This is a genomic window from Chitinophaga niabensis, assembly GCF_900129465.1.
Taxonomy (GTDB): Bacteria; Bacteroidota; Bacteroidia; order Chitinophagales; family Chitinophagaceae; genus Chitinophaga; species Chitinophaga niabensis.
This window is the reverse complement of the sequence record NZ_FSRA01000001.1, coordinates 374,720-389,252: the sequence shown is the minus strand read 5'-3', so window position 1 is coordinate 389,252 and position 14,533 is coordinate 374,720. Positions and strand designations below refer to the sequence as shown.

Sequence of the window (14,533 nt, the reverse complement as noted above, 5' to 3'; positions counted from 1 at the left end):
AAGTACCTTTGCGCCATGAATTATTTTTCAAAGCTGCTGAACCTGTTGAAAACGGAGCGGGAGGAAGATCAGCAATCTTATCAGAAACTGAGCGAAACCCTCTCTGTTCCTGAACGAAGGGCTAACGGGTTAACCTGGTATCCAATTGCCATCAGGGATACCGAAATGAGCCGCGGGGACTATCTGACGGTGGAAGTGGAACGCACCACCCACCAGGATGTGGTACACCAGCTGCGTTTTGGCGTATCTGCCGTATTATTTTCCAATCACGACAGGAAACAGGATTTTGTGGAAGGCACTATTTCCTTCCAGAGCGGAAACCGCCTCAAGATCACTTTACGCACAGATGAATTGCCGGAATGGTCCCGCAATGGCAAACTGGGCATCGACCTGCTTTTTGATGACACCAGTTATGATGAAATGCAGCATGCTCTCAAACAGGCTGATGCAAGAGCAGAAAAACCAACAGAAGGAAGGCTCATCCAGATCCTCACCGGAGAGAAGAAACCGGATTTTCATACCGGCATCCCTTCTTTCCCCATAGCAAAATTAAATGCCTCTCAACAGGCCGCAGTAGATAAGATCCTTTCTGCCAACGACCTGGCCATTGTACACGGCCCTCCCGGTACAGGCAAAACCACTACACTGGTACAGGCTATTAAAGCCATGATCAAACAGGACCGTAAACAGATACTGGTAGTAGCACCCAGCAATACTGCGGTAGATCTGCTGAGTGAAAAATTATCGGATGAAGGATTGAATGTATTGCGGGTAGGGAATCCCGCGCGTGTGTCTGAAAGATTAATGTCCCTCACGCTGGATAGCCGCGTATCGGAACACAGCAGTATGAAGGAGATCGGGAAACTGAAGAAGCAGGCAAACGAGTTCAGGAACATGGCGCATAAGTACAAACGCAACTTCGGCAAAGCGGAACGCGATCAACGGAAAGCCCTCTTTGATGAAGCGCGTAATATCATGAAGCAGGTAGAGAAAACAGAACAATATATCATTGACGATCTGCTTACCAAAGCACAGGTGATCACTGCTACATTGGTAGGTGCCAATCACTATACCGTTAAACATCTCACTTATCATACGGTAGTGATAGACGAAGCCGGCCAGGCATTGGAACCTGCCTGCTGGATCCCGGTACTTAAAGCACAGAAAGTAGTGCTTGCGGGTGATCATTGCCAGTTATCCCCTACCGTTAAATCCAACGAAGCAGCCAGGAACGGCTTAAGCACTACCCTGCTGGAAAAATGCGTGGCATTACATCCTGAAGCCGTTGTATTACTGGAAGAACAGTACCGCATGAACGAAATGATCATGGGTTATTCTTCTTCCATCTTTTACCAGGATAAATTGAAGGCACATGGTTCCGTAGCGCAGCATGTATTATTCCCGGCAGATAAACCGCTGGCATTTGTAGATACGGCGGGCTGCGGGTTTGAAGAGAAGTCCGAAGGTACCAGCACTACTAATCCCGATGAAGCCGCATTTTTATATAAACACCTCACTTTACTGGTGGCTGAATTACGCAGCCGGTATGGCGATAATGAGTTGCCTGATATTGCGATCATTTCTCCCTACAAGCAACAGATCCAGGTATTGAAGGAACAACTGCTGCATGCTCCCGAACTGCAAAGCTATGGGAACAGGATCTCCGTAAATACGATAGACAGCTTCCAGGGGCAGGAAAGAGATATTGTGTATATCAGTATGACAAGAAGTAATACTGAGAATAATATCGGGTTCCTGTCTGATATCCGGCGCATGAACGTGGCCATGACAAGAGCACGTAAAAAACTGGTGGTGATCGGGGATAGTGCAACGCTTTCACAATTACCCTTCTACGCAGATTTTATTACGTATGCGGAGCAGCGGGATGCTTATCAAAGTGCCTGGGAATTTGCCGACATGTAATAAATCAGCCGTTTTTTCGTTATTTTTAGTACCTATCCCGCAAGCCATGAAAGTAATATTACTGTCCACCCTGATCTCAATAGCCACGCTGCCTGTTTGCGCCCAGCTTTCAATAGGTGTTATTGGTGGCTACAGCCATGCTACGCAACGTATTTCCGGCCGTACTTTTTCCAATACGGAATTTGACAGTCCCAATCCGGCCATCTTTGCAGATGCTAAATACTCCCCGCAATGGCATGGCGGTGTAATAGCCGATCTTGGCCTGTTAAAAGGCCTGCATATACAACCGCAGGTATTGATCAGTTCCAAAGGCCTGAAAGAGGAGGAAAAAAGAACGGATGAACATTGGGTGGAAGGAACCTACAAAACAAGACTGATCTACCTGGAAATACCATTGAACCTCGTATATAAGATCAGGCTCGGACCAGGTAAAATAGCCTTCGGAGCAGGCCCTTACTTTGCATTCCCTTTATCCGGTACTTATAAGGACAATGGAAAGGTGATCGATCCCAGTGGCCGCGTTGTGAGCGAATTTACAACAGAACAGAACATCCAGTTTGATGATTATCCGGGGAATGGTTTTATGGGTAAAGCCTATAAGAATTCGGATGCCGGTGTGAATTTCATTGCCGGATATGAATTTAAGAACGGGTTGTTATTCAATATCAATTATAGCCTGGGGTTAACAGATGTATATCCCAAAGATCCGGAAGTGAGGAAGAATGTCTACTTCGGCATCAGCGCAGGTTACCAGTTCCGGTTATGGCGCAGATAAACCCAATGTTATGCGAATAATACTACTTTCCCTTCTTATTGTTTGTACCCTGCCTGTTTGTGCCCAGGTTTCCATTGGTGTGACCGGTGGATACAGCCATGCTACCATTAATGTCAGCAACAGGACTCCATCTCCCCCTACAGACATTCTTTCTCCACCTATTCCGGAAAGCCGGTATGTACCTAAATGGCATGCAGGCCTCATGGCTGATATTCACCTGGTAAAACGTTTTTACCTGCAGCCCCAGGTATTGATCAGCAAAAAGGGAGTAAAGATGGAAGGAAGCCGCAGCCAGGGCATCCTTTATCATGAGAACTTTTTCAAAGCCGACCTTACGTACCTGGAAGTACCGGTGAACCTGCTCTACAAGGTCCCTGCCGGTAAAGGTAAATTAGCAGTGGGAGCAGGTGTTTATTGCGCCAGGGGATTATCCGGTAAGTATGATGAGCGCGGCATTACAGTTGCAACAGATGGCAGTTTCAGGAGCGGACATGCAATGACAGGGGATATACGGTTTGAAAAGGAAGCCCCTGCTCAGCCCACAGGATACCAGGTTTACAAGAAATATGACCGGGGCCTTAACTTTATAGCAGGGTATGAGTTTAAGAATGGCCTGTTGTTCAATGTCAACTATAGCCTTGGATTGACAGACGTTTATACTTATGAACCCGAGACCAGGAAAAATCGTTACTTCGGCATTAGTGCAGGTTATCAGTTCCGGTTATTACGCAGATAAAAATCCATGCTTTATGAAAATAATATTCTCTCTTCTTCTTACTGTTTGTACCCTGCCCGTTTATGCGCAGGTTTCCATCGGAGTGATTGGTGGATATAGCCATGCCACCTTAAAAGCTACTGACCGGCAGGAGACATATACTACCGATATATTTCCCCCTCCTGCTCCGGTAAGTAAATATGCCCCGAAATGGCATGCGGGCCTGGTAGCAGATATCCACCTGGTAAAGGGTCTTTACCTGCAACCCCAGGTGCTGATCAGCAAAAAAGGCGCTAAAATGGAGCAACGTGCCAACACATCCTTTATTATTTACCGGGGAGATCTAAAGACTGAGCTTACCTACCTGGAATTACCCCTGAACCTCGTATATAAGATGCCATTAGGGCCAGGTAAACTGGTAGCGGGCGCAGGTGGCTATTGTGCCAGGGGGTTATCCGGCAAATTTGATGATCGTGTTACTCAGACCACGCTTCCAGGCGGCACCCCTAACAAAAATGAGATACGTGGTAAAATATATTTTGAAGACAAAATACCTGCAGCCCACGAACCAACCTATTATTACAAAAAAAGCGACCATGGCCTCAACTTCATGGCAGGTTATGAGTTTAAGAACGGCTTAATATTCAACGCCAGTTACAGCCTGGGTTTAACAGATGCTTTCACGCCTGAACCCGAGATCAGGAAAAATCGTTACTTCGGCCTGAGCGCCGGCTACCTGTTAAAGGTAAGGTAGAAAAGACCGGCTTTTTTTACGCCCTTTTATGGATTCCTGGAAAAATATGCATCCTTCCTCCAAATGATAGCATATGAACAGGACCTCTATCACGCTTCTTTTTATCCTTACACCTTTTCTATTATATGCCCAATCGACCCACCCTGTTGAGCCGGTAATATCCAACGACTATCTTAAACTGATCGCTTCCCCGGGCAGACAGCATGATTCCAGTTACAGCATGCGGAAAAGCCCTTTGGTGATAGATAGTTATTTCTACCCTTCGATGCCTGTTAAAAAGATCAGGGTGGTGGATGGGAAACTGAAGATCACCCGCAATGATGCTTACCGTTTAGCCCTTGGCGGTAGTTTAAATGCAGCCCTAGAATACAAAACCATTAACCGGCTGCCAGCCTTACAGGAACAATATGTGCAAGGCCGGTCAGTAAATGGAGAATTAGTATACCGCGGCCCGGAAACCAATGAGCTGCTAAGTTACGGCCCTTCCCTTCAACCCGGCGCGCCCGCATATCATCATCCTGTTTTCAGAACAGCCCGCCTCTTCTCACAGGCTTTTAACCTGCAAGCCGATCTTTTAAAGAATAACCTGTTGGCATGGAACTTTGATCTGAAACTGGGGCAATCCAAAGAGCAGACCTTTATCAGGGAGAACGAGAACAGTTCCAAAAGCATGGCCTTTACACTGGGAGCCATGATCAAAGGGATGAAGATCTCCGGCAGTTATAATTACCTGCACACCCGCTTTACCAATTCCAACAGGAACGGTTTCCTCAACAGGGTTTATCAGAATGCTCTTTTAACACCGGTTAGTTTCGGCGATCCTTATACAAGCTATAGTTCGCTGGCAGATAATCCTAACTTCCTGCTGCGGAACAGTGGCAACAACTACTTTCAAACGCAGCAGAACACCGGTCTGATCATCAGCAAATGGCACCAGAAATATGAATACAAATTAACCCAGTCTTACGAAAATATACAGGAGAACAGCCTGGAAGGATATAAACCCGGCACCGCTTACTTCCCCGCCGGCATTACATTTCAGCGGAACAAACACGATGCGAACTATTTCCTGCATGCCAATGGCCTCTATCGTATATCCCACAGCAGCCGTCTCAACTCGGAGATCAAGGGGAACTATACATTACGGGACCTTCGGTCTGCCATCAATACTTACCACTATCAGCGAACGGCACAACAGGCCACACTTAGTTTCGCCACCAGGTATAACACCTATGATATCGAAACCGGGATAGATGCAGGGAACAGGATCTATCTTTCCAATACACTGATCAATCATCAATACTTTTCCCCTTCTGCGAACATATACGCACAATTGAAAGGCCACTTAAAACTCAGGGCCAATGCATCCTACAACCAATACTACAGCGAGCTGCCTGTTTCCCAATCGCTCTCTTATGCTAACCTCTTCCAGTATTCTTCTGCGCAGGCCATGCAATACTTTCCCCTAAAGGAAGTGAATGGCTATGATAAGATGCGCCCTGTTACAAACAGGGAATGGACGGGCGTTCTCTCCCTCACCTTTAAACACTTGTTTATAAGCGGTGAGGTCTTTCTCCGGGATGTACAGGATGAAATGTTCCCCGTGTACGAGAATAACGCCATCGTATTAAAGAACATAGCAGATCATCGCAAAACAGGCATTGACCTGAGCCTGCAACTTTTCGAAACCGGTATATTCAACCGCCGTTTCTCTACTACCAACCGGCTTTCTTTCTATGCTTACAACGACAAGGTAACACAGGTAGCCGACGGTTACAATTTCAGCCCTATAGCTGGTTTCAGCAATGTGCGCAAAGCCCTCGTAAAAGGAGAAGTATTGGGTGCCATTGTGGGGAACACCTATGAGCGGGATGCCAATCAGCAGCTGATCATAGGGCCGGATGGCTTTCCGCTGGTGAATGACCGGTTATCCGTGATCGGCAACCCCATTCCTGATCTTGTGATCAAAATGAGCCATGACCTGCACTGGAAACAACTAACCTTTGGAATAGACTGGGAATGGAAAAAAGGAGGAGATGTATGGAATGGCACACAGGCTGCGTTGGATTATTATGGAAGATCTGATGCAAACAGACATGTAAAAGGATATGTATTCCCCGGTGTTACAACAGACGGGCATGTGAACACAATGCCTGTTGACTTCTACAATCCGGCCCTGCCGGTGGAGCAAAACCGCTGGGTACGGTATGGGGAAAGTGGTGTGGCAGAAGCTTACATTCAAAAAGGAGATCACCTGCGCATCAATAACCTCCAGCTTTCCTGGCACCTGCACTTTAAACATATTAAATCCCCGCAGAAAATAACTTTGTCCACTTACATCAGTAACCTGCTATTATGGACGGCTTATAAAGGCGTGGACCCGAACCAGGTATTGTATGATCAGACAAATGCAGGCGGCCTGGACTTCTTTAATCTCCCTGCTACGAAAACGTATGGATTTAATGTTTCACTTCAATTCTAATAACATGAAATACCTCTCCTGCCTATTCCTGTTCATGATGGCCTTTGTGGGTAACTGTTTCGCACAGCAGCTGAGTTATGCCACGGCCAAAGAAAAGATCTATGTTCAAACAGATCATGTGTTCTATAAGCCGGGTGAAACGGTCTATTTCAAATTATACCTGGTGAATGCCCGGGACCAGCGGCCTTCCAACTTCAGCAGTATTGCTTATGTGGAAGTGATCACACCTTCCGGCACACCATTAGCCAAATACAACTACCGTGTTGAAAACGGATACATCGAAGGTTCTTTTGATTTTCCGGAACAGGCCACAGGCGGTGTGTACAAGATCAAAGCCTATACTTCCTGGATGCGGAATGAAAAAGAAACTACCTGGTTCACCAAAGAGATCACACTACAAAAAGTGATAGCACCACGCCTGTTGATGAAACTGGAATTTCCTAAAAAGGGATATGGTGGCGGCGATGAAGTGATAGCGGATTTTTCAGTGCGCAGCCTGGATGACCAGCCTGTGCGAAACAAAGAGGCAAAGTACACCGTATCTGTTTCCGGCGTAGTGATCCAGACCAGTAATTTTTCTACCAATCAGGAAGGAAAAGCACAACTGCGGTTCCGGTTACCAAAAGACCTTTCTTCCGGCGATGGCCTGCTGAATATCACCCTTCAGCATGATGGTTATGTGGAAGCTATTTCCCGGAGCATCCCTATCGTACTGAATAAAATAGACCTTCAGTTTATGCCGGAAGGTGGCAGGCTGGTAAATGGCCTCACCACCAATGTTGCCTTTAAGGCCATCAATGAACAAGGAAAACCGGTGGATGTAAAGGGAGATGTAACAGACGATAAAGGCCGCAAGGTTACTTCCATTGAGAGTTATCATTTTGGGATGGGGAAATTCAGCTTTACACCTGAAGCCAACCGTACATATACTGTTAAGATCAGCTCACCAGCCAACATTACGGGATCCTTCAAGGTCCCTGCTGCTATACAAAAGGGCGTGGTGATCAATATGACGGATAATAAGGTCCGCCTCCTGGCTACACAGCCCATCGTTGTCAGGCTTATTGGACAGGTAAAAGGTGTGAATTACTTTAATGAAACCATCTCTCTTCAAAAAGGAGAACAGGAGATCCCCGTAAACACAGGCTTATTCCCCGCCGGTATTGCCCGTTTCACTGTTTATACCGAACAGGACCAGCCCCTGGCAGAGAGGATCGTTTTCCTCAACAAACAAAAACTGCTGGATGTTAAGATCACTACAGACAAGGATAAATACCTGCCCAGGGAAAAAGTAACCCTGCATCTGAAAACACTCGATGAGGATGGGAAACCGGTACCTTCCAACTTTTCATTGTCTGTGATAGATGATAAGCTCTGGTCCTTTGCAGATGATAAACAGGATCATATCATTTCCTGGCTGATGATGAGCACTGAACTGAAAGGAAAGATAGAAGAGCCTGCCTTCTGTTTCAAAAAAGAAGAACCCAAAGCAGCGGGTACACTGGACCTGGTGATGCTTACCCATGGATACCGTTATTTCGACTATCTCCCCTCTATAGAACTGGATGGCAAATTATTATACGCACCGGACCAGCAGCATACCATCAGCGGTCTCGTATTGAATGATAAGAAAGAACCGGTGAAGGCGACTGTATACCTTATACATTCTCATGGGGACAAAAAAGCAATGGAAATGATCACCTCCGGAGACGGGTTATTCTTCTTTGCCGATGTGCAGCCAAACACTAACTATACCCTGATCGCGAAATCATTTAACCGGAATGAAAAGCTGAGCATTAAGGTAGATCAGAACGGCATCGGGTCTAATCCAATAGCTGCGCGGCAATTTGGCGCCCAATTCAACAATATGGCGCCTGCGGTGATACCTGTTGCAGCTAAACCCATAGAGCAGCCTGAATTATGGCCGAAGGATGAAAAAGAAAAGAAGCTGGAAGAAGTGGTAGTGGTAGGCTTTGGCGTGCAACAGAAGAAAACCATGGCAGGCGCAATAATTACAATAGCCAAACAGGACCTGGCCATGAATGCCAATATGCAGGAAGCGCTGGCTGGTAAAATAGCAGGTGTGCAGGTTGTTCAGAATGCCAACCCGGGTTTTGGCAGCAGGATAATGATACGGGGCGCCAATTCCCTCAACGGATCAAATGAGCCATTGTGGGTAGTGAATGGTGTGGTGATGGACAGGATAGATCTGAGCACCTTAAACCCTAATGACATCGAATCCGTTACCGTACTGAAAAATTCAGCAGCTTCCGCTATCTATGGCTGCATGGCTGCTAATGGCGTGATCATCATAGAATCCAAAAAGCTCAACCAGAAAAAGATCAGCATTGATCTCACCTCCCAGTATTATTACGCTACCACCCAGGTAACATCCGCCACCCCCAGCTATGCAGTGGCCAGGAAGTTCTATGCCCCCCTGTATCAGACCACCACTACCAGGGAAAGGAATGATTTCAGGGAAACCATTTACTGGAACCCGGTTGTACAAACAAACGCAAAGGGAGAAGCTACAGTAGAATTCTATAACTCAGATGCTACCACTACTTTCAGGGCTATTGCGGAAGGGATCGGGTATAACGGAAAAGTGGGCAGAGCGGAACATACCTATGCCGCACAGCATGCTATCAGTGCAGATGCCAAGATACCGCCTTACCTGACTGTTGGAGACAAAGCCCTGATCCCTCTTGTGATCAAGAACAACAGGAATGTTGCCACGGACATTCATATTGCACTGAGCTTACCTGAAAAAATAAAGACAGGCAGTTTTGACAGCCGCTTTGTATTACCTGCAGGGCAGGCAAGGGAAGTATTAATACCCATAGAAGCTACAGCGACAGTGGAAGGAACCATCCGTTTCTCCGTGAATGAAGAAGTTCTCGCCCTGCCAGTTACGGCAAGCGATAAAGGTTTCCCGGTGATAGAAACATTCTCCGGAAATGTATCTGCACAACATACCGTGAACATTAATAAAATGATCCCGGGCAGCCTGAGAACAAATCTCCGCCTTTACACCAGCCTCGAAGGCCAGTTACTGGACGGCATTGAATCCATGCTGCGGGAACCCTCCGGTTGTTTTGAGCAGACCTCTTCTTCCACCTATCCCAATATTTTCATCCTTAAGTATTTGCGGGAATCCGGAAGATCGAATGAGAAGATTGAAAAGAAAGCGATGGGGTATATTGAAAACGGTTATAAAAGACTGGTGGGATATGAAACGGCAGAGAACGGATTTGAATGGTTCGGTCATACACCTCCGCATGTAGCGCTCACTGCTTATGGTTTATTGGAATTTACGGCCATGCAGGAATTCCTGCATGTAGATAAACAAATGCTGGCACGCACGAAAGATTTTCTGTTGAAACGCAGAGACGGTAAAGGTACCTTCCGGATGTCCGATGGAGGTTACGACCGCTTTGCATCAGTACCAGCCAGGATTGCCAACATCTATGTGGTATATGCTTTAACACAGGCGGGTATCGGTAAAGAGATTGAACTGGAATATAAAACAGCTTTGAACAGCGCCATTCAAAACAACGATCCTTACCAACTGGCTATGATGGCTATTGCCGCCAGCAATATGAAAAGTGAAAATGACTACAGGGTATTGATGAACACATTACGCACTATCAATATGGACAAAGCGGAAACCAGCGTAGTGAATTCCCGCGATGAATCGCTGCAAATAGAAACGCTTTCACTTTATGCCCTGGCATTGATGCGGGATCCTTCTCCCAGGATCGGGGAAGTGGCGGGGATCATATCAAAGGTCCTGGGGCAAAAATCCTACTATGGTTATGGTTCCACACAGGCTACGGTATTAGCTTTGGAAGCGATCGTTGCTTATTCCAAACTGGCCGGGCAAAGGCCGGATGATTTCAGGCTTGATTTTAGCCTGAATGGAGCAACTGTTCAACCAGGTGCACAACATGCTTTCAGGGAAGGGAAGAATGCTTTCCATGCACATTTTGCCAATGAGAAAGAAACCGTACCCTATAACATGGAAGTAGCTTACTTTACCTTCACCCCGCCGAATAGTGAAAAAGCAGAACTGAAACTGGATACCCGGTTAAAGGATACACGCACGAAAGTGGGAGAAACGGTAAGGCTGGATATACAGGTGACCAATGATAAATCCATCCTGCAACCTATGGCCATAGTGAAGATCGGTATCCCGGCCGGTTTGGCCACACAGCCCTGGCAGCTGAAAGAGATCATGGAAAAGAAAGAAGCAGCCTATTATGAGATCTTTGATAACTATCTCGTATTATACTGGATGGGCTTTGCACCAAACGAGGTTAAAAAGGTAAGCCTGGACCTTAAGGCAGAAGTACCCGGTACTTATAAAGGCAAGGCGAGTAATACCTATCTCTATTATACGCCGGAACACAAACATTGGAATGAGGGCTTAGATGTAAATATCCTTCCTTAATAAAAAAGGGTGCCTCATCATTACATGAGGCACCCTTTTTCTAGAAATGTATTGGTTCAGCATCGGCATCCCATGCATCATCAACACTTACTTTAAAGCCAGAGGTACTGGTAAACATATTTCCTGATAAAATGGTCTTTTTATTCTTATAACAGTAAACCATATTAGCAGTTTTAGTACGGAGCGCTCCCGTGGTACGATCTAATGCATTAATGGTCACAGTAAACGGAAATTCCAGGTTAAGCACATAATCAGAAAAGGTTTTTACATCTTTTTTGCTGATATGTTTGGGCATATACACATCTGCAGCCACGCCTCTTTCCAGGTTAAACCTGTAGGATTCATAGCTGATAGAAATATCAATACTGTCATTAGGCAGTGCATCCGTAACCACAACTTCTAATTTGCCGACCATACGTTTGAGTATAATACTTGTATCCGGCAGCGGGCTATTGGGGGCTACATTGATCGTTAAACGCTTGTAGAAAAGGTCCGGGATCGTTCTTAGTTCTCCACCGGGAGTTTTGAAGTTCAACCTTGACTGGTAGAAGCTGTTGGGGTCCGGATATTCCCAATATACGGGAGTGGATGATCCTACCAATACTACAATATAGCTATCGGCAGGCAACGAATCTGTGATAGTCCCAAAATCAACATTATTCAGTTGTAATATCTGTACTTTAGTACTCACACGCTGGCCGTTAGAGCCATACGCATTATAATACAGGTATTCGATCCCGGGGTTCAAAGAATCCCGGAGGTTATTAAGGTCCTTCCCTGGCGCTTTCCGTGCATCCAGGTCCGTTACCTGCCGGTTAAAGTCAGCAACAGTGAACTTAACGGGGATCTTTTCCGTTGGGGGCTCCGGGGCAGGAGGTTGATCATTTTTCTTGCAACTAAAAAGGAACAGGCTAAAAGCGATAGCCGTACAAAACAATGTTCGCATGGTGATTAATTTAAAAGGTAAAGGATTACGTGAAACTTTATGGTGTTCCGCAGGATGGGTTAAAGCTATTACATATCAGAGGAGGGGTATAGCTCACAGGTTAAGGGGCACAAAATACTTTATTTTCCTTAGATTTTTTACAAGGTGCCTCATTTATTGATGAGGCACCTTCATTTTTATCCTTTATTGTACCCTTGTCCATACAGAAGTGCGGCCCAATAAGGAAACGCCGACATACCCCCGCAGGCTGAGCTGGTTGCCATTCAGCTTCATGGTACAGCTATATGTTTTTCCTTTTTCCGGATCATACACTTTACCATCCGTCCATTCCCCGTCATCGTATTCCATATTGGTGAGGATCACCAGGTCTTTCAGGTTCCTGTTCCGCTGGGATGCATCACTGTTCTTGGTATCTTTCCGGGAAGTAACACCATCTGCTTCGTACATGGTTTTACCCCAGATCAGTTTCCCGAAATACTTATCTCCTGCTTTGTAGATCTGGATCTTTCCATTCTTGTTTTCACTTAACCAGATACCTAAGATCTTATCCCCTTCCGCGGCCTGCGCAAATGTTGCCATTGTTGCGCAAAAGAACACGGCCAGGAGCATTGTTGCACTTTTCATACGCATGGTTTTAATGTCACTAAAATTACTATTTTTAAAGCATTAAAATTCCCGTATGAAAATTGTCCTATATCTGCTCTGTTCCTTTTTTATTACAGATGTTTCTGCCCAGTTTAAAGTGATCGGTTTCTACACCGGCAAGAATGACCCTGCGCATGTAAGTTATGTACACGAGGCCAACCGCTGGTTTGCGGACATGGCTGTTAAACATGGCTTCAGTTATGATTCAACCAATAACTGGAGTAATATGAACAAAGCTTTCCTCTCCCAATACCAAGTAGTACTTTTCCTCGATACCCGGCCGGATGATCCTGCACAGCGGGAAGCATTCAAAGCGTATATGGAAAACGGTGGCGGATGGATGGGTTTTCATTTTGCAGCCTTTGCCCTCACACCTTCTGCCTATCCGCAGAACTGGGACTGGTATCATAATGAGTTCCTTGGCTCCGGTTCTTATGGCAGTAATACCTGGCGGCCTACTTCTGCTATCCTGCGGGTAGAAGATGCAAAACATCCTGCCACCAAAAACTTACCTGCCACCTTTAAAGCCTCTCCCAATGAATGGTACCGCTGGTCCAACGACCTGCGCAAGAATCCTTCCATTAAAATATTACTGGCTATAGACCCTGCGAGCTTCCCTTTGGGAACAGGCCCTAAGGCCTATGAGATCTGGCATAGCGGATATTACCCGGTGGTATGGACAAACAGGCATTACAAAATGCTGTACGTGAACATGGGGCATAATGATATCGATTATGAAGGCAAAACCAACAGGGAATTATCCTTCACCTTCAATAACCCGGTACAGGATAAACTGATCCTGGATGGATTATTATGGCTGGGAAAGGGTAAGGCCATGCAGTCTGAGTAACCAGCTTGCCTTATCCTTTATGGCCAGGTACGCCTCAGGCTTCTGCCTTACGGTCTGAATGCCCCAGGCTCTTACCGGGACTCACCTTATCCCTTACTGTTTGCTTTAATTCCTTGATCTCCGGGAAATGCCCATCCCGCTTGCGGTCAAAGATCACTTCCTCTCCCAGCAGGACCTGGTAGCTGCCAGCTATTTCAGAAGGTTTAAGTGTAACGCCTCCCAGCTCTTCTTCAAAAGTAGTGAGGAGTTCCTGTGCCATATAAGCAGCGCGCAGCAGCCAGCCGCACTTTGGGCAATATGAGATGGTGATATGTGGTTTCATGATGATACTCGTTTAAGAAAAGACCTTTACCTGGTCTCCTTCCCCCATCAAGATATTAAAAGCGAGGTTAATAAACAAACCATGCGTAACCACGCCTATTATTTCGTTCAATTGTGCGGAGAGGGCTATGGGATCTTCTATCTTTCCATAAGTCACATCTATGATGTTATTGCCTTCGTCTGTAATAAAAGGGCGTACCGCTGCTTTGAGTTGTAGCTTGCGTAGTTCTTCCATTACATAACCGCGTGCAAAAGGGATCACTTCAATGGGTAATTTGAATTTACCCAGGTGGTCTACCAGTTTGGAAGCATCTGCAATGATAAATTCTCTCTTTGTTTTAGCCGCTACGATCTTTTCTCTTAGCAAAGCTCCGCCGCCGCCTTTGATCATGTACTTCTCCTTCGTGAATTCATCTGCGCCGTCTATGGTGATGTCTATCACATCCACCGCATTGATATCCGTTAATGGGATACCGAGTGAGAGGGCCAGTGTGGCGGTTTGTTCAGAGGTAGGGACTGCTTTGATCTGCAAACCTTTTTTCACTCTTTCGGCAATGGCGGTAATGGCATAATATGCCGTAGAGCCCGTTCCCAGGCCTACCACCATATGATCTTCTATAAAGGCCACCGCAGCCAGTGCTGCATTTTCCTTTTCTTTTTCTTTGTTCATAT

The 14,533-nt window shown here is 46.0% G+C and carries 11 protein-coding genes; 7 read left to right on the top strand and 4 right to left on the bottom strand.

Features of this window, described 5'->3' with window-relative positions; genetic code table 11:
• Positions 1 to 15 precede the first annotated feature (15 nt).
• From BUR42_RS01615 to BUR42_RS01590, 6 genes are all read left to right on the top strand, one after another.
• On the top strand, positions 16 to 1,923 hold the full coding sequence (locus tag BUR42_RS01615; protein ID WP_074237426.1) for an AAA domain-containing protein: 1,908 nt from the start codon (positions 16 to 18) through the stop codon (positions 1,921 to 1,923).
• Positions 1,924 to 1,969: 46 nt separating this feature from the next.
• Positions 1,970 to 2,698, top strand: coding sequence for a porin family protein (locus BUR42_RS01610; protein WP_074237425.1), 729 nt, complete (start codon positions 1,970 to 1,972; stop codon positions 2,696 to 2,698).
• A gap of 10 nt (positions 2,699 to 2,708) precedes the next feature.
• Positions 2,709 to 3,434, top strand: coding sequence for a porin family protein (locus BUR42_RS01605; RefSeq protein ID WP_159442191.1), 726 nt, complete (start codon positions 2,709 to 2,711; stop codon positions 3,432 to 3,434).
• A 13-nt stretch (positions 3,435 to 3,447) separates the two neighbouring features.
• Positions 3,448 to 4,167 carry a porin family protein gene (locus tag BUR42_RS01600; RefSeq protein WP_074237423.1) on the top strand — a complete coding sequence of 240 codons (720 nt, stop codon included), beginning with the start codon at positions 3,448 to 3,450 and terminating at the stop codon, positions 4,165 to 4,167.
• 73 nt (positions 4,168 to 4,240) lie between these two features.
• Entirely contained in the window at positions 4,241 to 6,649 is a 2,409-nt protein-coding gene (locus BUR42_RS01595) for a TonB-dependent receptor (RefSeq protein ID WP_143197299.1), read from the top strand.
• Positions 6,650 to 6,653: 4 nt separating this feature from the next.
• Positions 6,654 to 11,099: an MG2 domain-containing protein gene (locus BUR42_RS01590; RefSeq protein WP_159442190.1), complete on the top strand. Its 4,446-nt coding sequence runs from the start codon at positions 6,654 to 6,656 to the stop codon at positions 11,097 to 11,099.
• Between the two features lie 40 nt (positions 11,100 to 11,139).
• Here BUR42_RS01590 and BUR42_RS01585 read toward each other — a convergent pair whose 3' ends face one another.
• A complete protein-coding gene (locus BUR42_RS01585) occupies positions 11,140 to 12,045 on the bottom strand; it encodes a hypothetical protein (protein ID WP_143197298.1) in 906 nt (301 codons plus the stop codon).
• 183 nt (positions 12,046 to 12,228) lie between these two features.
• Positions 12,229 to 12,669: a DUF2147 domain-containing protein gene (locus BUR42_RS01580; RefSeq protein WP_074240378.1), complete on the bottom strand. Its 441-nt coding sequence runs from the start codon at positions 12,667 to 12,669 to the stop codon at positions 12,229 to 12,231.
• Positions 12,670 to 12,724: 55 nt separating this feature from the next.
• Between BUR42_RS01580 and BUR42_RS01575 the strand changes: the two genes are divergently transcribed.
• Entirely contained in the window at positions 12,725 to 13,540 is an 816-nt protein-coding gene (locus BUR42_RS01575; protein ID WP_074237419.1) for a ThuA domain-containing protein, read from the top strand.
• A 34-nt stretch (positions 13,541 to 13,574) separates the two neighbouring features.
• Here the strand turns inward: BUR42_RS01575 and BUR42_RS01570 are convergent, their stop codons facing one another.
• Complete coding sequence (locus BUR42_RS01570; protein ID WP_074237418.1) at positions 13,575 to 13,862, bottom strand: Rdx family protein; 288 nt, start codon at positions 13,860 to 13,862, stop codon at positions 13,575 to 13,577.
• A 12-nt stretch (positions 13,863 to 13,874) separates the two neighbouring features.
• Complete coding sequence (rpiA, locus tag BUR42_RS01565) at positions 13,875 to 14,531, bottom strand: ribose-5-phosphate isomerase RpiA (RefSeq protein ID WP_074237417.1); 657 nt, start codon at positions 14,529 to 14,531, stop codon at positions 13,875 to 13,877.
• Between the last annotated feature and the right edge of the window lie 2 nt (positions 14,532 to 14,533).

Bases quoted from the DNA above. Each gene is read 5' to 3' on its own strand.
- BUR42_RS01615 (WP_074237426.1), top strand. From the start codon at position 16: ATGAATTATTTTTCAAAGCTGCTGAACCTGTTGAAAACGGAGCGGGAG.
- BUR42_RS01610 (WP_074237425.1), top strand. From the start codon at position 1,970: ATGAAAGTAATATTACTGTCCACCCTGATCTCAATAGCCACGCTGCCT.
- BUR42_RS01605 (WP_159442191.1), top strand. From the start codon at position 2,709: ATGCGAATAATACTACTTTCCCTTCTTATTGTTTGTACCCTGCCTGTT.
- BUR42_RS01600 (WP_074237423.1), top strand. From the start codon at position 3,448: ATGAAAATAATATTCTCTCTTCTTCTTACTGTTTGTACCCTGCCCGTT.
- BUR42_RS01595 (WP_143197299.1), top strand. From the start codon at position 4,241: ATGAACAGGACCTCTATCACGCTTCTTTTTATCCTTACACCTTTTCTA.
- BUR42_RS01590 (WP_159442190.1), top strand. From the start codon at position 6,654: ATGAAATACCTCTCCTGCCTATTCCTGTTCATGATGGCCTTTGTGGGT.
- BUR42_RS01585 (WP_143197298.1), bottom strand. From the start codon at position 12,045: ATGCGAACATTGTTTTGTACGGCTATCGCTTTTAGCCTGTTCCTTTTT.
- BUR42_RS01580 (WP_074240378.1), bottom strand. From the start codon at position 12,669: ATGAAAAGTGCAACAATGCTCCTGGCCGTGTTCTTTTGCGCAACAATG.
- BUR42_RS01575 (WP_074237419.1), top strand. From the start codon at position 12,725: ATGAAAATTGTCCTATATCTGCTCTGTTCCTTTTTTATTACAGATGTT.
- BUR42_RS01570 (WP_074237418.1), bottom strand. From the start codon at position 13,862: ATGAAACCACATATCACCATCTCATATTGCCCAAAGTGCGGCTGGCTG.
- rpiA (WP_074237417.1), bottom strand. From the start codon at position 14,531: ATGAACAAAGAAAAAGAAAAGGAAAATGCAGCACTGGCTGCGGTGGCC.